General features: G+C 62.1%; 19 protein-coding genes and 2 tRNA genes. 8 read left to right on the top strand and 13 right to left on the bottom strand.

Annotated elements, in window-relative coordinates:
- Positions 1 to 91: 91 nt before the first annotated feature.
- A tRNA-Gln gene (locus ASD00_RS36570) sits at positions 92 to 166 on the top strand.
- Positions 167 to 400: 234 nt separating this feature from the next.
- Entirely contained in the window at positions 401 to 1612 is a 1212-nt protein-coding gene (locus tag ASD00_RS36565; RefSeq protein WP_025426216.1) for a GGDEF domain-containing protein, read from the top strand.
- Positions 1613 to 1719: 107 nt separating this feature from the next.
- Here ASD00_RS36565 and ASD00_RS36560 read toward each other — a convergent pair whose 3' ends face one another.
- On the bottom strand, positions 1720 to 2154 hold the full coding sequence (locus tag ASD00_RS36560; RefSeq protein ID WP_025426217.1) for a hypothetical protein: 435 nt from the start codon (positions 2152 to 2154) through the stop codon (positions 1720 to 1722).
- A 390-nt stretch (positions 2155 to 2544) separates the two neighbouring features.
- Complete coding sequence (locus ASD00_RS36555) at positions 2545 to 3021, bottom strand: hypothetical protein (RefSeq protein ID WP_025426218.1); 477 nt, start codon at positions 3019 to 3021, stop codon at positions 2545 to 2547.
- A gap of 272 nt (positions 3022 to 3293) precedes the next feature.
- Here ASD00_RS36555 and ASD00_RS36550 point away from each other — a divergent pair.
- Positions 3294 to 3370, top strand: a tRNA-Pro gene (locus tag ASD00_RS36550).
- Between the two features lie 339 nt (positions 3371 to 3709).
- Positions 3710 to 4129 carry a hypothetical protein gene (locus tag ASD00_RS36545; protein ID WP_057211502.1) on the top strand — a complete coding sequence of 140 codons (420 nt, stop codon included), beginning with the start codon at positions 3710 to 3712 and terminating at the stop codon, positions 4127 to 4129.
- Positions 4130 to 4287: 158 nt separating this feature from the next.
- Here the strand turns inward: ASD00_RS36545 and ASD00_RS36540 are convergent, their stop codons facing one another.
- Positions 4288 to 4467 (bottom strand): hypothetical protein, encoded by a 180-nt coding sequence (locus ASD00_RS36540; RefSeq protein ID WP_025426220.1) that lies wholly within the window; start codon positions 4465 to 4467, stop codon positions 4288 to 4290.
- A 209-nt stretch (positions 4468 to 4676) separates the two neighbouring features.
- Between ASD00_RS36540 and ASD00_RS36535 the strand changes: the two genes are divergently transcribed.
- Positions 4677 to 5636 carry a bile acid:sodium symporter family protein gene (locus ASD00_RS36535; protein WP_057211500.1) on the top strand — a complete coding sequence of 320 codons (960 nt, stop codon included), beginning with the start codon at positions 4677 to 4679 and terminating at the stop codon, positions 5634 to 5636.
- A gap of 558 nt (positions 5637 to 6194) precedes the next feature.
- Positions 6195 to 6338, top strand: a complete 144-nt coding sequence (locus ASD00_RS41100) for a hypothetical protein (RefSeq protein ID WP_164474926.1) — start codon at positions 6195 to 6197, stop codon at positions 6336 to 6338.
- Between the two features lie 30 nt (positions 6339 to 6368).
- On the opposite strand, the gene ASD00_RS36530 is transcribed toward ASD00_RS41100, so the two are convergent.
- The 4 genes from ASD00_RS36530 to ASD00_RS36515 form a co-directional block, all read right to left on the bottom strand.
- Positions 6369 to 6563 (bottom strand): hypothetical protein, encoded by a 195-nt coding sequence (locus tag ASD00_RS36530; protein ID WP_107026871.1) that lies wholly within the window; start codon positions 6561 to 6563, stop codon positions 6369 to 6371.
- Between the two features lie 151 nt (positions 6564 to 6714).
- Complete coding sequence (gene cysN / locus ASD00_RS36525) at positions 6715 to 8220, bottom strand: sulfate adenylyltransferase subunit CysN (RefSeq protein ID WP_025426223.1); 1506 nt, start codon at positions 8218 to 8220, stop codon at positions 6715 to 6717.
- Entirely contained in the window at positions 8220 to 9173 is a 954-nt protein-coding gene (cysD, locus tag ASD00_RS36520; protein WP_057211498.1) for a sulfate adenylyltransferase subunit CysD, read from the bottom strand. The genes cysN and cysD overlap by 1 nt, the downstream gene beginning before the upstream one ends.
- A 46-nt stretch (positions 9174 to 9219) precedes the next feature.
- Complete coding sequence (locus tag ASD00_RS36515) at positions 9220 to 9975, bottom strand: phosphoadenylyl-sulfate reductase (protein ID WP_025426225.1); 756 nt, start codon at positions 9973 to 9975, stop codon at positions 9220 to 9222.
- A gap of 462 nt (positions 9976 to 10437) precedes the next feature.
- On the opposite strand from ASD00_RS36515, the gene ASD00_RS36510 reads away from it, so the two are divergent.
- Together ASD00_RS36510 and ASD00_RS36505 are read left to right on the top strand one after the other, a co-directional pair.
- Positions 10438 to 10827: a DUF6152 family protein gene (locus tag ASD00_RS36510; RefSeq protein WP_025426226.1), complete on the top strand. Its 390-nt coding sequence runs from the start codon at positions 10438 to 10440 to the stop codon at positions 10825 to 10827.
- Positions 10824 to 11303, top strand: a complete 480-nt coding sequence (locus ASD00_RS36505; protein WP_025426227.1) for a hypothetical protein — start codon at positions 10824 to 10826, stop codon at positions 11301 to 11303. The genes ASD00_RS36510 and ASD00_RS36505 overlap by 4 nt, the downstream gene beginning before the upstream one ends.
- Positions 11304 to 11311: 8 nt before the next feature.
- Here ASD00_RS36505 and ASD00_RS36500 read toward each other — a convergent pair whose 3' ends face one another.
- The 6 genes from ASD00_RS36500 to betI form a co-directional block, all read right to left on the bottom strand.
- Positions 11312 to 11947, bottom strand: coding sequence for a flavodoxin family protein (locus tag ASD00_RS36500; protein WP_025426228.1), 636 nt, complete (start codon positions 11945 to 11947; stop codon positions 11312 to 11314).
- 149 nt (positions 11948 to 12096) lie between these two features.
- Complete coding sequence (locus tag ASD00_RS36495) at positions 12097 to 12993, bottom strand: sigma-70 family RNA polymerase sigma factor (RefSeq protein WP_025426229.1); 897 nt, start codon at positions 12991 to 12993, stop codon at positions 12097 to 12099.
- A gap of 236 nt (positions 12994 to 13229) precedes the next feature.
- Positions 13230 to 14879 (bottom strand): choline dehydrogenase, encoded by a 1650-nt coding sequence (gene betA / locus ASD00_RS36490; protein WP_025426230.1) that lies wholly within the window; start codon positions 14877 to 14879, stop codon positions 13230 to 13232.
- A gap of 222 nt (positions 14880 to 15101) precedes the next feature.
- Complete coding sequence (gene betB / locus ASD00_RS36485) at positions 15102 to 16565, bottom strand: betaine-aldehyde dehydrogenase (protein ID WP_025426231.1); 1464 nt, start codon at positions 16563 to 16565, stop codon at positions 15102 to 15104.
- A 1-nt stretch (position 16566) separates the two neighbouring features.
- Positions 16567 to 18102: a choline-sulfatase gene (gene betC, locus ASD00_RS36480; protein ID WP_025426232.1), complete on the bottom strand. Its 1536-nt coding sequence runs from the start codon at positions 18100 to 18102 to the stop codon at positions 16567 to 16569.
- On the bottom strand, positions 18099 to 18701 hold the full coding sequence (betI, locus tag ASD00_RS36475) for a transcriptional regulator BetI (RefSeq protein WP_025426233.1): 603 nt from the start codon (positions 18699 to 18701) through the stop codon (positions 18099 to 18101). The genes betC and betI overlap by 4 nt, the downstream gene beginning before the upstream one ends.
- Positions 18702 to 18744 lie beyond the last annotated feature (43 nt).

The raw sequence follows: 18744 nt of genomic DNA, 5'->3' as shown, positions 1-18744 counted from the left end.
CGCTCGAACCACAAACTTAATCATTGTGACGCGGCACGAGCTTTGCTAATCAGGCGCTCGATTTGGCGAAACTATTTCTCGCCAATTTCGTTGGGGCGTAGCCAAGCGGTAAGGCAGCGGTTTTTGGTACCGCCATCCCCTGGTTCGAATCCAGGCGCCCCAGCCACATTTTTCTTTCAAGCGTTCTGTCCTCTCAACGTCCCGGATGCCAAGTTCGGCGTCGCGCTTGACGATGGCTGTCGCGTTGCCGTGTATGCCCGGTCCTCGAGTCTCCTTAAAATTCTAGGGGCGTCTTTCATCTTTCCTCCATCTGTCTGCCGCATTCATGCACGCAACGTCTGGATGCACGTCTTCACGTCGCGTGAGAGGCGTTGGTTGCCAGGGAGGAAACAGCCGGAAAATGAATGGACCTCTGGCGGCATCGGCGATCGCTTCGGCATGGCCGGGACTGTTCGTGCTATTCGGCCTTGCCTTTGGATGGGCGTGGTCGATTGAGAAGAAGCGGCACTATCTGCTGCTTCTGACTGCCGCCTGCCTATTGTTTGCGACAGCGGCGTTTATGCAGATCATGCTGCTGCCCCTCGATATCGGCGCCAATACCATCCCGACTGGCCTGCTCTATACGCTTGCGGTGCTTGCTGCCGCGGAGGCCATCCTGCGTCGTTCAGGTCGCGGCATGGGCTGGAAGGCGGCACTCGGGGCAATCGGTGTGATAACCGCTCTGCTTTGGTACTTCTACTATATCAGGCCGAACCTTCTGGTGCGGATCTACGTGCAGGCTTTTGGGTATGGGTTGATCCTTGCGGCCGCCGCCTGGCGCATTCGGGCTCTGCGACATGGTCGCCTTGTAGACCGCGTCCTGTTCTGGGTTGTGGCTGTCGTTGCGATCCACTTCTTCCCGCGCACCTGGCTGACATTTGGCACTGACGCGACCGCCAGCATCGAGGCTTTCGGCGCGTCGCTCTTCTGGAACATGATGCAGTTGCTGATCGCGGCGGCGGGTACAGCGCTTGCCTTCGCGCTGCTTGCGGCGGCGCTGACGGATGTCATGGACGATCTCAGGCGCGAGCGCGATGTCGACCCGCTGACGGGTGTCCTCAATCGTCGGGGGCTGGAGGAGCGAGTGGCAAGGCTGTTTCGCAATGCGGGTGCACCGCTCAGCCTGATCCTCTGCGATATCGATCATTTCAAGGCGATCAACGACGCCCATGGACATGCGGCCGGTGACAGAGTGCTGGCGACGTTTGCGGGCGTATTGCGCGACAGCGTGCGTGAAGCAGATCTTGTCGCGCGGATTGGCGGCGAGGAGTTCGCAATCCTCCTACCTGGGATGGACGTGGATGCGGCGATGGCGGTTGCCGAGTGTATTCGCGAGCGGCTGGCAATTCACCGTTTTCCTGTTCTTGGCGCGACAGAAAGCGTGACCGCGAGTTTCGGTCTGGCGCAACGCGATGGCAGTGAACGTTTCCAGGCGTTCAGCGCGCGCGCCGATGCAAGGCTTTATCGCGCCAAGCGCGAGGGGCGCGACCGGGTCGTGGCTGCGGATATGCCGCTGACCGCTGGGCCGGCAGAGGTTGCTCAGCCGGCAAATGCAGCCAGTCCGGCTGCCTGAAGCAATAACCGAGGGCGGCTGGCTTCGGCGGACTATTCCAAGGAAGCAGAAAACCCGCCAACTGACGCTGGCGGGTTTCAAATGTCTGCCCCTTGATGCGCCGGTTATCAGCTTGCCGGTGCAGCCGGCTTTTCCGCCTTGGCGCCGCCGAGGAATTCTTCGCACCAGCTCGGGCCGTCGGCGCGCTTGTGGTCACCGACCAGGCGGATCGAGCGGATGACATAGTCCGAAGAGACGGTCAGCTGCACCGAGCAGCTCAGATATTCCGTGCGGGCCGAGGAGATACGCTTGCCGCGCTTGCCGTCCTTGCCGGTTTCGTACTGGGCCGGGGTCTTGCGGGTCTTATAGCCGCCCTTCCAGTTGTAGACGGTGGAACTGCCGCTTTCGACGTCGGAGAGCGGAGGACCATACTGGGCGAAGAAGCCGCCGGCCGGCTGACCGAGCCAACGCGATTCAACTGCGTTTCTGGAAATCGCCGTCGTCGTGGTGCAGCCTGCGAGCACAAGCGCGAGGCCTGCCACCGTCATCATGCGGAAGTTCATGTTTTCGTCCCTTTGGCTCTCGTTCGGAAGTAGGCGTGGCGCGCGCGCCCCAATCCCCTGAGTTTGCGCGCTTTCCGCTGAGCCTCTAGCGCCAAAAGCCGGCAAAGAAAATCCGCTGTCTGCATTCTATCTAAGGAAAATGCGAAGCGTTGCAGAAAGTCCCTATCTGGCCCCGGAAACCTCACCGCAACGTGATCGGTTGCAGTCGTTTCTGGTCCCTTCGCCCGCCGCTGCGGGCATGGGAAACCGTTGCTCCATTTCGATGCGAATCGCTCCGCGGGAGGGCTTCTGGTGGGCGCGGTCTTCGCCGAGACGCGAAAGCGCTAGAGTTTCGTCGGTGCGCAGGCATTGTCCGCTCCGCTGTGTCGGTCAGGGGCGGCTCCTGTGGGTCTACTCCCCGATCAGCTTGCAGCCGATCTTGGTGGCGCTCCCGGCGATCGCCTTCAGCGGACCGTCATAGACATCGCAATCGAGCAGGTTGTCCGGGCCGCTGCGACGGGCGGAATGGACGTTGATGTTGACGAGAGGTTCGCCGTCCTTGACCCAATGCAGCCGCGTCTCGATGTCGCCCTTGCCGGGGATCGCCACCACGGCCGGTTCGCCATCGCGCTCGGTCCTGTCCTCGCCGAGATCGATCATGCCGATCTGATCAGCATGCTCTTCTGCGCCCGCCGCCGGCTCGCCGGAATAATAGGCCGCGATCACGACCCCTTCCTTCAGCGCCTGAAGTTTGCTCGCGGCGGCCTGCGAGAAGGAAAGATCCACTTCAAAGCCCCAGGGTCCGGCAATATCGGCACCAGCCGGGCCAGCCAAGAGACCGGCAAGGATCATTGCGGCAAGCGACACGGGACGGATGATGGGCGACACGGCAGCACTCCTTGGCAATGGCGGGCAAAAAAGCGGACACAGCAGACAATCGACACGGGCCATCCCCGTCAAGGGGCGGCCTCAAGCACGAGCAATCGCCTTCTGTCCTGGTCGATTGCTGGTGTGCCTGACGGGTGTGTCGGACAAGAGGCGGAACGCGGTTTCGGCCGGGGTTTTCCACTGTACCGGCTTTTTTGGCGAGACCGAGAAGGTTTTTCGAAATAGGCGCTTGTGCAATCCAAATGCCTGTTCTATAGAGGCGCCGCTGGTCACGGAGTGTAGCGCAGTCTGGTAGCGCACCACGTTCGGGACGTGGGGGTCGGAGGTTCGAATCCTCTCACTCCGACCAGCTAAATCAATCCCTTAATTCGTTTTCTGTTCGGCCCGTTTTTGAGTGCGGACCGATTGCGGGCGCCTTCAGGGTAACGCAAGTCGTGGGCTTGTGAAGTTCGTCTCCGCATACGGATTGGCCCGCCTTAATTTGGCGCTGGCCGCTTATCCATTCTCCTCCGTGTTCGACATCTCCTCGAAGTTCTATTGCGGCGCGTGATTCCCTCTGGTGCGCGTTTCGCAGGCGTGAACGCGCCGTTCGTCGAATAACGGTGCATTGGTGGATGTTCGACTTGTTGGTCGATAACTAAGGGTTGTAGTCTCGGCAACTACATTGTCGTTGTCGAGAGGATAGGGAATGTTGTTTAGGCGGATAATAGTCGCATCGGCGCTGGTTCTGGCGAGCCACGGACTGGCGCAGGCGCAGAGCTGCGAGAAAAACTTCAAGGTATCCGGTGTGCCGCTGGTGACGGCCATCAGCTACAAGACCTGGCAGGAATTTTCCAAGCTGAAACCCGACACGGCCTTGCAGCGGCTTGCCCAGGGCGTTGCCGCCGAAGGGTTCTCGGGCATCAAGGTCAACAAGTCGCTCGGCACTGTCGACGCATTCCAGGAAACGACCGGTTCAGGACGCATCCAGACGCTGCGGGTCGTTGCTCGCAAGCGCGGTGCCGGCACGCGCGTCGATGCCATCTTCGACATCCAGGCCGGACAGGTGACCTCCAAGGACATCGTGCGCGACGGTCTCTGCAACATCGTTCGCTCGGCGACGGAGTAGTCGCAGGCGGCTGCTGGCCGTTCGTTTGCGCGGTGCGGCCAAACACCAGTCGGGATGACGGCCGCACAGCCATGCGGGGCTCGCTGCCGTGGCGCGATCAAGTACAAGCTGGAAGCGAACTGTGCCGCTGGGTGGGGGGCACGACGGCCCCCGCGTCTTCAGCGTTGTTTTTCCAAAGCCTTCAGCACGGATTGGCCGATTGCCTGCGCTTGCAGCATCGAGGAGAAGTTGCCCTGAGCCGGATGGGTGACGCCGCGATACTTGACGACGAAGCACCATTTGCCGTTCATGCGCTTCTCGACGGTCACGGTCGTCTCCGGTTTTTTATCCGTGGTCATCTTCGTCTCCTTGAGATCCTGCGCGCCGCCGCGTGGGCAATGCCTGATATCCGCATGACGCGGTCCATGTCCATAGACGTCTGGTTTATGTCGGCTATCGTGACGTGATAGAAACAAAGTTGCGATATCTGACGGTTTTTTGTTCGAAGCGTGTTGAAGCCGCCGGTTGTGGCGCCTAGACAGCCCTCATCACGCCAAGGAGTAAAATTTTGAAGGCTGTCGCATCGTTTTCCGCGTTCGTCGGGCGCACATTCGCGCTCTGGGTCATTCTCTTCGCCGTTCTCGGCTTTGTCTTCCCGGATATTTTCAAGCAGATCACGCCCTATATCGTTACGCTGCTTGGCATTATCATGTTCGGCATGGGCCTCACCATTTCGCTCGACGATTTCAAGGAAGTCGCCAAGCGCCCGTTCGAGGTCGGCATCGGCGTCATCTCACAGTTTCTGATCATGCCCTTGCTGGCCGTGTTGCTGACGGCCATCATCCCGATGTCGCCGGAAGTGGCCGCCGGTGTCATTCTCGTCGGCTGCTGCCCGGGCGGCACCTCGAGCAACGTCATGACATACCTCTCGAAGGGCGATGTCGCGCTGTCGGTGGCCTGCACTAGCGTCACCACGCTTCTGGCCCCGGTCGTCACGCCGTTTCTCGTCTGGACCTTTGCCAGCCAGTATCTGCCGGTTGATGCGATGGCGATGTTCATGAGCATCGTCAAGGTCGTGCTGGTGCCGCTGGCGTTGGGCTTTCTTTTGCAGAAGCTGCTGCCGGGCCCGGTCAAGGCCGCGGTGCCGGCATTGCCGCTGGTCAGCGTTGCGGGCATCGTGTTGATCGTTGCCGCCGTCGTCGGCGCCAGCAAGGGCGCTATCGCCAGCTCCGGCCTGCTGATCTTCGCGGTCGTCGTTCTGCACAATGGCCTCGGCTATCTGCTCGGCTTCTTCGCCGCCAAGGCCGCCGGCCTGTCACTTGCCAAGCGCAAGGCGATCGCCATCGAGGTCGGCATGCAGAACAGCGGTCTCGGCGCGGCTCTGGCCAATGCCTATTTCTCGCCCGTGGCTGCCGTGCCGAGCGCGATCTTCAGCGTCTGGCACAACATTTCCGGCGCGCTGCTTGCCAACTACTTCGCAAGCCGCACGGAAGACGAAAACGTCGAGCCCGTGGTCATCACACGCTGATCGGGAACTACAGCGCCGCGCGTCTTATTAGACGCGCAAAGGTCGCTGTAGCACTTTGAATGGCTGCATGTTTTTATCGTTAAATCGAATAGGATTTAAGGAAACATGCAGCAGCTTCGAATGACAGGAGAGGGCTCGCAAGGGCCCTTTCTTGTTGCACGGCCAAAGCCTGCAAGGTGCATAGCCAGGCGGACTGTCCCACGGCGTTTGGAAACGGTGAAACAGCCCTATCGATCATCATGATCGACGCGCCAAATTACAAATGCCCCGGTGAATTTGAACCCAAGTAATTCGCGACCGCCAATCAAGGTGAAGCAATGTCGACAAGTGTCCCATTTTGGGACGATCGCATCTTGGGCGTCACGCGTGCGGCCATTTTCCGATCGTTCTAGCGGTGGCAGAAGCTGCGGGTGAGGGGCAGTCTCCAACGCCGCACCCGCCTACGTCGGGTCACGTTATTGTTCAATTGGAAACGGCCTGTTCATCGAATGGCGTCTTATCAGGGTGAACAATAAGCGCGATATTATCTTCAACAATCGTTCTCCCAGTGAGGCTCAGATGTTGAAGGAACCGATATTCACATTCCGCGAGATCGCCATATGGTCTGCCATCCTCGGCAGCGTCGTCGGATACCAGCTTTGGCAGCACACAGATCCCGCGCCGCTGACGATGGTGCTTCCGAGCATCGAGCAGCGGTCGTAATTTAAAGGCAATCCGGCGCGGCGCGAAACGCTACTCCTCAGGCATTCCGTTGCGCCGCGCGGCCTGCAATAACTCGATCTCACCGGCCGTCGGACCAAACTGGCTCTGAAGCCGTTTTGTTTCCTCAGCGTCCAACCGGTACTTTCGCGCAAAGGCCTCGATCGTCACGGCCCGCCCAAGAAAGCTTCGGCGCGGCACGTCCTCCCGTTCATGGTCCAGCATCATGGCTGCTCCTCCTTCCCGGTTCTTTGGAAGTAGTGCGGCAGGTCGTTTCGGGAAGAGGCGGTAGGAGCAATCTGGCGAGGCATCAAAAATAGATCAGCAGAAACGGAAAAAGGGCCCTCGTGGGCCCTTTCTGATCTTGGGGGAGTGGCGATCAGCCGTCGATCGTGTCGATGATCTCGCTCGCGCGGCCAGCGCTGACGCGACGCACTTCTGCATCCTCGCGACGACCCGCAAACAGCTCGGTTGCCATCAGCTGGTCGGCGAGATCGGCGGGCAGCGACAGGATCACGCGGGCGTCTTCCGTATGGATGCCGCCGAGCGCCGAGCGCTTGGCCGTGATCATGCCGCCGGCCACCGTGTTGTTGGTGTCGGGATCGATCAGGATGAAGGCGCCGGTCGTCCGATTCTGCTCATAAGGGTCGAAGATCGCCTGTTCGTCGAAGGCAAGGTGAACCTTGCCGATGGCGTTCATCGGCAACTGGTCTGCGTGCTCCCACTTGCCCGTCTTCAGGTCCAGCTGGCTTGCCGGCTGCACCTGCACACGCTGGCGGCGGCTGCCGCTTTTCAGCCAGTAGCGCTTGCCCGGCTGGATGCCATCAGGCTGCAGCGCAACGATCTGGGCGTCGAAGGCAAGGCCCGTCAGCGGCTGGCTGTCGATGGCGACGATCATGTCGCCGCGCGAAACGTCGACCTGGCGGTCGAGCACCAGGGTGATGGCATCGCCGGCGACCGCAGCGTTGCGCACGAGGTCGAAGGTGACGATCTTGGTGACGTTGGCAACCATGCCCGAGGGCAGGATCACGACGCTGTCGCCGGGCTTGACCGCGCCGCCGGCAACCGTTCCCTGGTAGCCGCGGAAGCTTTCGCCCGGGCGCGAGACGCGCTGCACCGGCAGGCGGAAGCCGACGGTCTGGGAGGAGCGTGTCGTCGCCAGTTCAAGCACTTCGACCAGTGTCGGGCCATCGTACCAGGGCATCGAAGCGCGGCCGTCGTAAACGACGTTCTCGCCCTTCAGTGCCGAAAGCGGAATTGCCGTGACCTGGCGCACGCCGAGCGATAGCGCCAGCTCACGAAACTCGTGGCTGATCTGGTCGAACCGGGCGCGGTCATAGTCCGTCAGGTCGATCTTGTTGACCGCCAGAACGAACTGCTTGATGCCCATCAGGGTCGCGATCGTCGCGTGCCGCCGAGTCTGCTCGAGCAGGCCGACGCGGGCGTCGACCAGCAACACCGCGAGGTCGGCCGTCGACGCGCCGGTTGCCATGTTGCGGGTATATTGCTCATGGCCGGGTGTGTCGGCGACGATGAAGGAGCGCTTGTCGGTGGAGAAATACCGATAGGCGACGTCGATGGTGATGCCCTGTTCGCGCTCGGCCTGCAGGCCGTCGAGCAGGAGCGCGAAGTCCGGCAGGCCGAGATCGTTCTGCTTGCCGTTGGAATCACGCCGCAGCGTCGCCGCCTGATCTTCCTTGACCGCCTTGGTATCCCAAAGCAGTCGACCGATCAGCGTCGATTTCCCGTCGTCGACCGAGCCGCAGGTGATGAGGCGAAGGGGGCGGCTGTCGCGCGTTGCGCGGACCGATTCGGACGCCGGAAACGCCAGAACGTGAGCGGCTGCGTCTTCCTGAACGGCATTCGCGGTTGCTGGTGCGGTCATCAGAAATATCCTTCGCGTTTTTTCTTTTCCATCGAACCGGATTGGTCACGGTCGATGGCGCGGCCCTGGCGTTCGGATACGGTCGCGGTTTCAAGTTCGGAGATGATGTCGTCGAGCGACGTGGCGTCGGAGCGGATGGCGCCGGTCAGCGGGAAGCATCCGAGCGTACGGAAGCGGATCACTTCCTCGCGCTTGGCCTCACCCGGCAGCAGTTCGAGACGCGGGTCTTCGGCAAGGATCATCATGCCGTCGCGTTCGACGACCGGCCGTTTCTTGGCGAAATAAAGCGGCACGATCGGAATGTCTTCGGCCTGGATGTAGCGCCAGATGTCGACCTCGGTCCAGTTCGACAGCGGGAAGGCGCGCACGCTCTCGCCCTTGCGCACCATGCCGTTATAGACGTTCCAAAGCTCGGGACGCTGGTTGCGTGGATCCCAGCGGTGGTCTGGGGTGCGGAAGGAGTAGATGCGCTCCTTGGCGCGCGAGGCCTCTTCGTCGCGGCGCGCGCCGCCGAAAGCGGCGTCATACTGGCCGGCGTCGAGCGCCTGGCGCAGCGCCTCGGTCTTCATGATGTCGGTGTAGAGCGCCGAACCGTGGCTGAACGGCGTGACGTTCTCCTGAGCGCCGCGCGGATTAACGTGCTCGATCAGGTCGAGGTCGTAGCGCTTCACGATCTCGTCGCGAAACGTGATCATCTCGGCAAACTTCCAGCCGGTGTTGACGTGCAGCAGCGGAAAGGGAACGCGGCCGGGATAGAAGGCCTTGCGCGCCAGGTGCAGCAGCACCGAGGAATCCTTGCCGATCGAGTAGAGCATGACAGGGCGTTCAAACTCGGCGGCCACTTCGCGGAAGATGTGGATCGCTTCGTTTTCGAGCGCCTTCAAATGCGGGTCAAGCGGCGGCTTGGTGCTCTGCGGATTGTGCAGTTCCGTTTCCGGATGGGTAAGAGGCATTTCAGTCTCCGGGAGGATCTTTGTCTTGGGAGGAGCGCGCCAGCCCTCAGGCGGCGCTGCTCGAAGTCGGGATGATGGAACTGGCGGTCTCTGGGACGTGAAGCCCGCATTCGCGCTTCTCGTCGTTTTCCCACCACCAGCGGCCGGCCCGTTCGGGCTCGCCCGGCTTGATGGCGCGGGTGCAGGGTTCGCAGCCGATCGAGGGATAACCGCGGGCATGCAGCGGGTTCACAGGAACGGCGTTGGCAGTGACGTAACTGCGGATGGTTTCGATGTCCCAGTCGGCGAGCGGATTGATCTTGATGAGGCCGCGCTCAGCATCCGCTTCGGCAAAGGGTGTCGCTGCCCGGTTGCCGGACTGGCCGCGGCGAAGCCCCGTCACCCAGTAGCTGGCGCCTTCGAGTGCGCGTGCAAGCGGCTTCAGCTTGCGCGCGTCACAACAGGCATGCCTGGCTTCGACGCTGTCATAAAAGCCGTTGGCACCATATTGCGCGGCATAGGCGTCGACGTCTGCCTTTTCCGGATGAAAACGCTTGATCAGGATGCCATAGGTCTCTTCGGTCTTGTCGATCAGCGCCACCGTCTCGTTGAAGAGGCGGCCGGTCTGCAGCGTGGCGACATCGACCGCCAGCTGGTTCTCGCCGATGACGGCCGTGATCACCTGATCTTCGATACCGAGCGACGTGGTAAAGACGGCACGGCCTTCAAGGCCGGCAACGAGCGCGAGACGTCCTGCGAGATCCAGGACTTCAAGCGCTTGGTTCAGAGCTTTCGCGGTGGCGTCGAGGGGTGACGTGGTCATGGCTGCGTCCTGTTCCAACTTGTCAGGAATATCGCAGCCGGGTGTGGCGAGGGACAGAAATAGCGGTTTCTAATGCTGGGCGTTTGGAGCAAATCTGCCTCTCAGATCGAAAAGCAGCGAAAAACGCAAGATAAGCTAGTAATTTACTAGACTTTATACTTCCTTTCGCGTCCTTGGCCCGGCCGTTACATGAAGAAGCGCGGCCCCTTCGGTCCGCGCTTCAACGGGCGATCGGTCAACGGTGCCGGTCAGAACTCTACTCAGGCCTTCTCCTGCTCGGCTTCCGGATTGCGAAAAGCAGCCGCAAGTCGGCGGCCGAGCACGGATGCGCGGGCCTAGCAACGACGACGTAGCGCTTGCCTCAAGGCCGGACCGCTCAAGATATGTTGAACGGCAGATGCTTTCCCATCCGTCGCTTCAGGTTCAATCTTGCGGGTTCCGAGGCAAATTGAGGAGTGGGAGATGATGAGGTCCTTTCCTGGCCGCGTTCTCGCCGGAAGCATCGTGACGTTGCTTCTGGTCACTGGCGCCTACGCTCATCACGGCTGGTCCTGGGCAGAGGCGGACCAGATCGAACTTGCCGGCACGATCCGTGAAATCTCGATGGCGCCGCCACATCCGACGCTTCAGGTCGAGACTGAAAAGGACGGGCTCTGGCGCGTCGAACTGGGCAATCCCAGACAGACGGAACGGTCCGGCTTCGTCGAAGGTGTCGCCAAAGTCGGCGATCAGATCGTGGTTCTGGGCAATCGCTCGCTCGATCCGAACGAGAAGCGCCTGAAGGCAGTCCGCGTCACCGTTGCCGGCAAGAGCTTCGACATCTATCCGGACCGCATCCGGACCGGTGGATGAGCGCGGCGGAACTGCTCGATTGGATTGCCGCCTGGCCGCTGGCGTCAGCGATGCGTCGATCCGCGATCCTCTATCTCGTCGTCAACGCGGCCCATATCTTGGCGATCGCGCTTTTGATCGGCGCGATCGTGCCTCTGGACCTGCGACTGCTCGGTTTCTTCGGGAACACTTCGCTGGAAGGGCTCGGGCCGTTTCTGTCGCGCGCTGCCGCGGTCGGTCTGGGTCTGGCGATCGTGACCGGTTTCTGCCTCTTTAGCGTTCGGCCGGCGGCTTATGCCGCGAATGCTGCCTTCCTCGCAAAGATCGGTCTGCTCGGGGTTGGCGCCGCCAATGCTATGACTGTGCATCTTGGCGGCGCCTGGCGGGCCGCCGTAAATGGCGGCCCGGTCTCATGGCGTCTTCGCGTATCCGCAGCCGTCTCGCTGACGGTGTGGCCGGCAGCACTTCTGGCTGGGCGCTGGATCGGCTTTCTCTGACGCCGATCCTATCGCTCGTTTGCCGTTCTCCACGCGGGGACGACCGGCTCCCGCTCGACCGTTCTGCCACGCACGAACTGCAACGTGGCCTCGGCGACGCGTTGGCCGAGATGCCGTGCTGTGGCGAGATCGGATGCCGGCGGCGCGAGATCGGCCCCCTGGTCGACATTCGACTGGGCGCCGGCGCCCAGCCAAAAGCCCAACCGGTTGAGATCATCAGGTGATCCGGTGGTCGAGTGGTTGGAAGGCGGCAGATCGAGGTTGATCCAGTGCATGCCGTGCTGGGCAGCAAAGAGTGCGAGCTGCATCAGCGTCGCGAGCTTGTCGCCGGAAGCGGTTCCCGAATTGGTGAAGCCGGCGGCGATCTTGTCTTTCCAGAGATAGCCTTTGGCCATTACAGCGTTGGAACTCGCTTCCTGAAAAGACTTGAACGCGGCCGACGGGCCTCCGACATAGGTTGGCGTGCCGAAGATGATCGCCTCGGCCGAGAGCAGATCGCTCCAGCGCGCCGGTGTGTCTTCAACGGTCAAGAGCAGGCACTGCGCGCCGTCGACCCGCTCGATACCGGTTTTGACAGCGTCAGCCTGCCGTGCCGTGTGTCCGTAGCCGCTGTGGTAGATGACGGCGATGCATATGTTGCTCATGGTTCGGTCTCCTTTGGTTTTGGTGGTGGATTTGTCGCGCGAGCGAAGGCGCGCGCCGTCGGCGCGTGCCAGGTTTGCTGAAGCGTTGGTCAGGGTCGGTTGACGGAGCTGTCGGCTCCAACGATTTTTAGGGCGCGGCCACCCGCCGTTCAGTGAACGGCATGGCCACCGAAATGTCGCAGTGTTTCCGGGAGATGTTTGAGCTTCTCCGGATTGCGGGTGACGTAGATGGCGGTGATCCGATCCTGCTCGATCTCAAGGGCAGTGGTCTGCAGGATCTCTCCGTCTTCGATGGTGATGAAACCGGGCAGCCCATTGATGAAATCGTAACGCACCAGCCGCGACATCGTCTGGGCAAAGATCAGCGCCAGCGAGGCGTGCAGCTTCATCACCTTGTCTAGGCCGACGATCGGCCGTCTTGGTGCCACCGTCTTACCGCCACCATCGGCATAGACGATCGCCTCGGTCGCAAGCAGCGAACGAAGCTGCTGCATGTCGCCGCCACGCGACGCCGCGAAGAAGGCGGAGGCGATTTCCAGGCCCTGTTCCCGTGGCATCGCAAAGCGGCGTCGGGCATTGCGGATATTGACGCGGGCGCGGCTGGCGAGCTGGCGGCAGGCCGCCGGCTTGCGGCCGATCGTCTCGCCAATTTCATCGAAGCTGACGCCGAAGACATCGTGCAGCAGGAAGGCAGCCCGTTCGAGCGGCGACAGACGCTCCAGCGCCATCATCAGCGGCAGGGTGATGTCGTCGAGGTCGTCGCTCTCCTCGACGATCGGTTCCGGCAGCCACGGCCCGAGATAGGTTTCGCGCCGCCGTCGTGCCGACTTCAACTGATCGAGGCAAAGGCGCGTCACGATCCGGCGCAGAAACGCCGATGGTTCCTTGACGGTCACACGGTCGGTGTCCAGCCAGCGCAGGAATGCCTCCTGGACGATGTCCTCGGCCTCGCTGACCGAACCCAGCATCCGATAGGCAATGCGGATCAGTCGCGGACGCAGCGGGTCGAAGCTCGTTTTGACGTCTTCGTCGGTCATCTCGGTCATCACATCCCCCACTGCCGTGCGGTGCAGGCGGTCAAGCAATGGCCAGCGCGCAGGCGGAGCCATGATGGCATTGCCGCAGCGGTTGCGACAAGCGGATCGAGCTTCGCTGTCATGTTCGTCTCCTTCATCTCGGGCACTTGAGAAGACAGGACGAGATAGCGTCAATGAATGTGACATGCCGCAGACGTTGCGGCAGTCGAATGCCGGGGAAAACGTGCCTCGTGGCGCAGGCGATCCTATCTGTCGCTGACGGCCCAGCGCGGATTGATCCAGGGCTCCTGATTGGACCGGGCAAGCGGTTGCTTGCCGAGGATATGGTCGGCTGCCTTTTCGCCGGTCATGATCGAGGGGCTGTTGAGATTGCCATAGGTCACGTGCGGGAAGATCGAGGAGTCCGCGACGCGCAAACCATCGACGCCGATCACCCGCGTCTCCGGGTCGACCACGGCCATTGGGTCGTCCTTGGCACCCATCCGGCAGGTGCCGCAGGGGTGGTAGGCGCTTTCCAGGTGTTCGCGCAGGAAGGCGTCGATCTCATCGTCCGTCTGCACCTTCTCGCCCGGCTGGATCTCCGGCCCGCGATACTGGTCGAAGGCCCGCTGGCCGAAGATCTCGCGGGTGAGGCGCACGCAGTGGCGGAACTTCTCCCAATCCTCCGGGTGGCTCATATAGTTGAAGCGGATCACCGGGTCGGCCATCGGATCGGAGGATCGCAGGGTGACGTTGCCGCGCGACTTCGACAGGTTGTAGCCCACATGCACCTGGAAGCCGTGGCTCTTGGCCGCCGCCTTGCCGTCATAGCTGATCGCGACCGGCAGGAAGTGATACTGGATATCGGGCTGCTTGACGCCCGGCGCCGAACGCAGGAAGGCGCAGGCCTCGAATTGGTTGGAGGCGCCGAGCCCACCTTTGGAGAGCAACCATTGTGCTCCGGCGACCCCCTGCCAGAACCACGGCAGCCAGGAATAGAGCGAGACCGGTTTGGTCGAGACCTGCTGGAAATAGAACTCCATATGGTCCTGAAGGTTGGCGCCGACACCGGGTCGATCGACCTTGACCTCTATGCCCATGTCCTTCAGGTGCTGTGCCGGGCCGATGCCGGACAGCATCAGCAGCTTCGGCGAGTTGAAGGAGGAGGCGGAGACGATCACCTCGCGGTTCGCCTTGACGATCTCGATCTTGCCGCCGCGCTCGATCTCGACGCCGGTCGCCCGGCGGTTCTCGATCACCACCTTGCGGGCAAAACAGCGCATGAGCGAAACGTTGGGCCGCTTCAGAGCCGGGCGGAGATAGGCGTTGGCGGCGGACCAGCGGCGCCCCTGCCAGACGGTCTGCTCCATCAGGCCGAAGCCTTCCTGCTTGGAGCCGTTGTAGTCGTTGGTAAGCTCGAAGCCCGCCTGCTCGCCCGCTTCAATGAAGGCATGGAACAGTGGGTTGGTCACCGGCCCGCGCTTGACGTGCAACGGCCCGTCGGTCCCGCGCCAGCCGACCTCGCCTCCGTGCGAATGCTCCATGCGCTTGAAGTAGGGAAGCACGTCGGCATAGGCCCAGCCACGTGCGCCCAGGTCCTCCCAGCGATTGAAATCCTCGGCATGGCCGCGCACGTAGACAAGGCCGTTGATCGAGGAGGAGCCGCCGATGACCTTGCCGCGCGGCGCGGTGATGCGCCGGTTGTTGAGGTTCGGCTCGGGTTCGGAATGATAGCCCCAGTTGTAGCGGTCCATGCTCATCGGCCAGGCAAGTGCTGCCGGCATCTGGATGAACGGCCCGATGTCCGAACCGCCATATTCGAGCACGATTACGGAATGCTTGCCGTCCTGCGAGAGGCGGTAGGCGAGCGCCGAACCGGCCGAGCCGGAGCCGATGATGATGTAGTCTGCCTGCATGATCGTGCTCTTTCTTCTGCGTCTCTAAACCGGCCGGTACCGTGCCTCTACCTCTGTCCCCTCATTCCTGTGCTTGTCACAGGAATCCAGCCAAGCGACGTCTGTCGCTTGAGGGAGTCTTTCGCGCCACCGACGTGGCGCTGCTGGATCCCCGGAACTCGCTTCGCTCACCCGAGGATGAGGGAGCGAATCAGATGCGTCCCGAGGAAGGCCGCTTGAACCTCAATACGGCGCCTGCACCGGGCTCATGCCGACGTAGACGGTCTTCAACTCGCTGTAATGGTTGAGCGCCGCCACGGAATTCTCGCGCCCGAAACCGGATTGCTTGGAGCCGCCGAAGGGGATCTCGACCGGGCAGAGATTGTAGGTGTTGATCCAGAGCGTGCCGGCTTCGAGTTGGTCGACGACGCGGTGGGCGCGGGTGATGTCGGCGGTGAAGACGCCGGCCGACAGGCCGAATTCGGTGGCATTGGCGCGCGCGACGACATCAGCCTCGCTTTCGAAGTCGAGAACGCACATCACAGGGCCGAAGATCTCTTCGCGCGCGATGGTCATGTCGTCGGTGACGTCGGCAAAGACGGTCGGCTGGATATAGGTGCCGTCGGCACTGACCGCATTCGGAATGCCGCCGCCGGTGACCAGACGCGCGCCCTCGGCTTTGCCCTTTTCGATATAGGAGAAGACCTTGTCGCGTTGCGCGCCCGACACCATCGGCCCGAGCTGGGTGGCTTCGTCCATCGGGTCGCCGATGACGATCGCTTCAGTGCGCGCCTTGAGGCGATCGAGGAACGCATCCTTGATGCCCTTCTGGACGAAGACGCGGGTGCCGTTCGAGCAGACCTGGCCGGTGGAATAGAAGTTGCCGAGCATGGCGCCGCCGATGGCGCTTTCGAGATCGGCATCGTCGAAGACGATCAGCGGCGACTTGCCGCCGAGCTCCATCGTTACGTGGCGAAGACCGGCAGCTGCCGCCTCATACACCTTGCGGCCCGTCGGCACCGAGCCGGTGAGCGATACCTTGGCGACATCGGGGTGGTTGACGAGCAGCGGACCGGTCGTCCGATCGCCCTGGATGACGTTGTAGAGGCCCTTGGGAAGGCCCGCCTCGATCAGGATCTCGGCGATCTTGAGGGCGCCGAGTGGGGTATTCTCCGATGGCTTGAAGACCATGGCGTTGCCGGCGGCAAGCGCCGGCGCACCCTTCCAGCAGGCGATCTGCTGCGGATAATTCCAGGCGCCGATGCCGACGCAGACGCCGAGCGGCACACGCTTGGTATAGGCGAAATCGCCGCCGAGCGGAATGTAGTCGCCGTTGAGCGCTGTGGCGATGACGCCGCCGAAGAATTCGAACGAGTCGGCGCCCGATGTCGGGTCGGCGACGATCGTCTCCTGGATCGGCTTGCCGGTGTCGAGCGTTTCGAGCTCGGAAAGCTCGCGGTTGCGCTCGCGCATGATCTCGGCGGCGCGCTTCAAGATGCGGCCGCGGGCAGTCGGGCTCATGGCCGCCCATTCCGGTTGCGCGCGCTTGGCAGCGGCAATCGCCTTTTCGACGATCGCGGGCGTTGCCGCATGCAGCCGGGCGATCACCTCGCCGGTTGCGGGATAGATGCTCTCGAAGACGGTGCCGGCAATGTCCTCGACATACTCGCCATCGATGAAGTGCGAGGCTTGCGGTTGGGCTCTCATGTCATTCTCCCCGCGGATAGCGTTTGGATTCCTCGAGATTGTCGAGGTTCATGTGGTTGCGCATGTAGCGCTCGGATGCTTTTTGCAGCGGCTGATGGTCCCACGGATAATAGGCGCCGTTCCTCAGTGCCTCGTAGACCACCCAGCGCCGGGCCTGGCTCTCGCGCACGGCGCCATCGAAGGCCTCCATGTCCCAGTGGGCGGCGCACATGTCGCGAAACGCATTCAGCGTTGCCGCCTGCACCGGTGTCTCCGGGTTTGCCGCGAGGTTCTTCAGCTCCAGCGGATCGGCTTCGAGATCATAGAGCTGATCCGGGTCGAGCGCGCAGTGGATATATTTCCATTTGCCCTTGCGAATGGCGACCAGCGGCGCGTGGGACGCTTCCGCAGCATACTCCATGAGCACCGGCTCGGTGCGCTCCTCGCCATTGATGACAGGCACGAGGCTGATGCCATCAGTCCAGGGCTTCACCTCGTCCATCGAGATGCCGGCGAGGTCGCAAAGCGTCGGGGTTACGTCGAGGTTCGACGTCGGCGTCAGGTGCAGGCCGGGCGCAACGGCGGGTCCGGCCGCCATCAGGGGCACGCGCGCCGAGCCTTCGAAGAAGTTCATCTTGAACCACAGGCCGCGCTCGCCCAGCATGTCGCCATGGTCGGAGCAGAACAGGATCAGAGTGTTGTCGAGCATCCGGGTGCGCGTCAGCGTGTCGACAAGTTCGCCGACCTTTTCGTCGAGATAGGAAATATTGGCGAAATAGGCGCGGCGCGAGCGGCGGATATTGTCCTCGGTCAAGTCGAAATTGACGTAGTCGCAGGAATGCATGATCCGCTTCGAGTGCGGATCCTGGTCCTCCTCCGGCAGCATGCCGACCTCTGGCAGAAGATGCTCGCAATCCTCGTAGAGATCCCAGAATTTCTTTCGTGCGACATAGGGGTCGTGCGGGTGGGTGAAGGAGACGGTCAGGCACCAGGGGCGGCGGCCCGCGTCGTCGTTTTCGCGCGACAGCTGGTAGAGCTTCTGGTTGGCGAGAAAGGCGACCTCGTCGTCATACTCCATCTGGTTGGTGATCTCGGCGGCGCCGGCGCCGGTGACGGAGCCGAGATTGTGATACCACCAGTCGATGCGCTCGCCCGGCTTGCGATAATCCGGCGTCCAGCCGAAATCGGCGGGATAGATATCGGTCGTCAGCCGCTCCTCGAAACCATGCAATTGATCAGGCCCGACGAAATGCATCTTGCCGGACAGTGCCGTGTAGTAGCCGGCGCGGCGCAGGTGATGTGCGTAGGTCGGGATCGAGGACTGGTATTCGGCGGCGTTGTCATAGACCCGGGTGCGGCTCGGCAGCTGGCCTGCCATGAACGAGGCGCGGGCAGGCGCGCAAAGCGGCGACGAGGTGTAGTTGTTGCGAAAGCGGGCGGAGCGGGCGGCGAGGCTCTTCAGGTTCGGCGCATGCAGGAATTCCGCCGGACCGTCGGGAAAGAATTTTCCGTTCAGCTGGTCGACCATAATGATCAGGATATTAGGTCTGGCGGTCATATGGCCCGTCCTTGGCGGTGGAGCTGGTCGAGAAGCGAGGTGACGTAGTCTTCCGTCAGCGCGATCGAGGCTTCGATGCCGATCGGCGCAGAGCGCAGACTCTGGCGGATGTAGAGCCCGTCGATCATCGCAGCTGCGCCTTCCGCGATGCGTTCCGCGTCATCGACGGGACAAAGCGCCTTGAGGCTCGCCATCAGGTTGGAGCGCAACCGCCGGGCGTAGACGACGAGGAACCGGCGGACGTCTTCCGAGCGCTGCGCCTCGGAATAGAAGGCGAGCCAAGCGGCGATGGTGTCGGGCGCAAACTGGCTTGCCTGGAACGAAACGCGGATCAACGCGCTCAGTTTCTCACGCGGTGTAATCGCTGCACTCAGCGCCGTCACCGTATCGTCGCGCAGTTGCCTTAGAAGACTGCGCACGGTCTCGATCAGCAATTGCTCCTTGCTGCCGAAATAGTGATGGGCAAGGGAAGGGGAGACACCGGCACGGCGGGCGATGTCGGACATGGTGACGGCGAGCGTGCCCTGATCGCCGATCACGCGCAGCGCCGCATCCACCAGCGCCTTGCGGCGCACAGGCTCCATCCCGACCTTGGGCATCCGTCTCTCCCTCGATGATGGTCAGTTTATTTTTGATTGACTC

Origin of the sequence: Ensifer sp. Root31 (genome assembly GCF_001424825.1) — a bacterium.
Taxonomy (GTDB): domain Bacteria; phylum Pseudomonadota; class Alphaproteobacteria; order Rhizobiales; family Rhizobiaceae; genus Ensifer; species Ensifer canadensis.
This window is presented reverse-complemented; position numbering and strand designations above follow the sequence as displayed.

Excerpts from the sequence above, each read along its gene's own strand:
- ASD00_RS36565 (WP_025426216.1), top strand. The coding sequence starts at position 401 with ATGAATGGACCTCTGGCGGCATCGGCGATCGCTTCGGCATGGCCGGGA.
- cysD (WP_057211498.1), bottom strand. The coding sequence starts at position 9,173 with ATGCCTCTTACCCATCCGGAAACGGAACTGCACAATCCGCAGAGCACC.
- ASD00_RS41100 (WP_164474926.1), top strand. The coding sequence starts at position 6,195 with ATGTTGAAGGAACCGATATTCACATTCCGCGAGATCGCCATATGGTCT.
- ASD00_RS36530 (WP_107026871.1), bottom strand. The coding sequence starts at position 6,563 with ATGATGCTGGACCATGAACGGGAGGACGTGCCGCGCCGAAGCTTTCTT.
- ASD00_RS36510 (WP_025426226.1), top strand. The coding sequence starts at position 10,438 with ATGATGAGGTCCTTTCCTGGCCGCGTTCTCGCCGGAAGCATCGTGACG.
- betA (WP_025426230.1), bottom strand. The coding sequence starts at position 14,879 with ATGCAGGCAGACTACATCATCATCGGCTCCGGCTCGGCCGGTTCGGCG.
- ASD00_RS36540 (WP_025426220.1), bottom strand. The coding sequence starts at position 4,467 with ATGACCACGGATAAAAAACCGGAGACGACCGTGACCGTCGAGAAGCGC.
- ASD00_RS36495 (WP_025426229.1), bottom strand. The coding sequence starts at position 12,993 with ATGACCGAGATGACCGACGAAGACGTCAAAACGAGCTTCGACCCGCTG.
- ASD00_RS36515 (WP_025426225.1), bottom strand. The coding sequence starts at position 9,975 with ATGACCACGTCACCCCTCGACGCCACCGCGAAAGCTCTGAACCAAGCG.
- ASD00_RS36560 (WP_025426217.1), bottom strand. The coding sequence starts at position 2,154 with ATGAACTTCCGCATGATGACGGTGGCAGGCCTCGCGCTTGTGCTCGCA.
- cysN (WP_025426223.1), bottom strand. The coding sequence starts at position 8,220 with ATGACCGCACCAGCAACCGCGAATGCCGTTCAGGAAGACGCAGCCGCT.
- betC (WP_025426232.1), bottom strand. The coding sequence starts at position 18,102 with ATGACCGCCAGACCTAATATCCTGATCATTATGGTCGACCAGCTGAAC.
- ASD00_RS36505 (WP_025426227.1), top strand. The coding sequence starts at position 10,824 with ATGAGCGCGGCGGAACTGCTCGATTGGATTGCCGCCTGGCCGCTGGCG.
- ASD00_RS36500 (WP_025426228.1), bottom strand. The coding sequence starts at position 11,947 with ATGAGCAACATATGCATCGCCGTCATCTACCACAGCGGCTACGGACAC.
- betB (WP_025426231.1), bottom strand. The coding sequence starts at position 16,565 with ATGAGAGCCCAACCGCAAGCCTCGCACTTCATCGATGGCGAGTATGTC.
- ASD00_RS36545 (WP_057211502.1), top strand. The coding sequence starts at position 3,710 with ATGTTGTTTAGGCGGATAATAGTCGCATCGGCGCTGGTTCTGGCGAGC.
- betI (WP_025426233.1), bottom strand. The coding sequence starts at position 18,701 with ATGCCCAAGGTCGGGATGGAGCCTGTGCGCCGCAAGGCGCTGGTGGAT.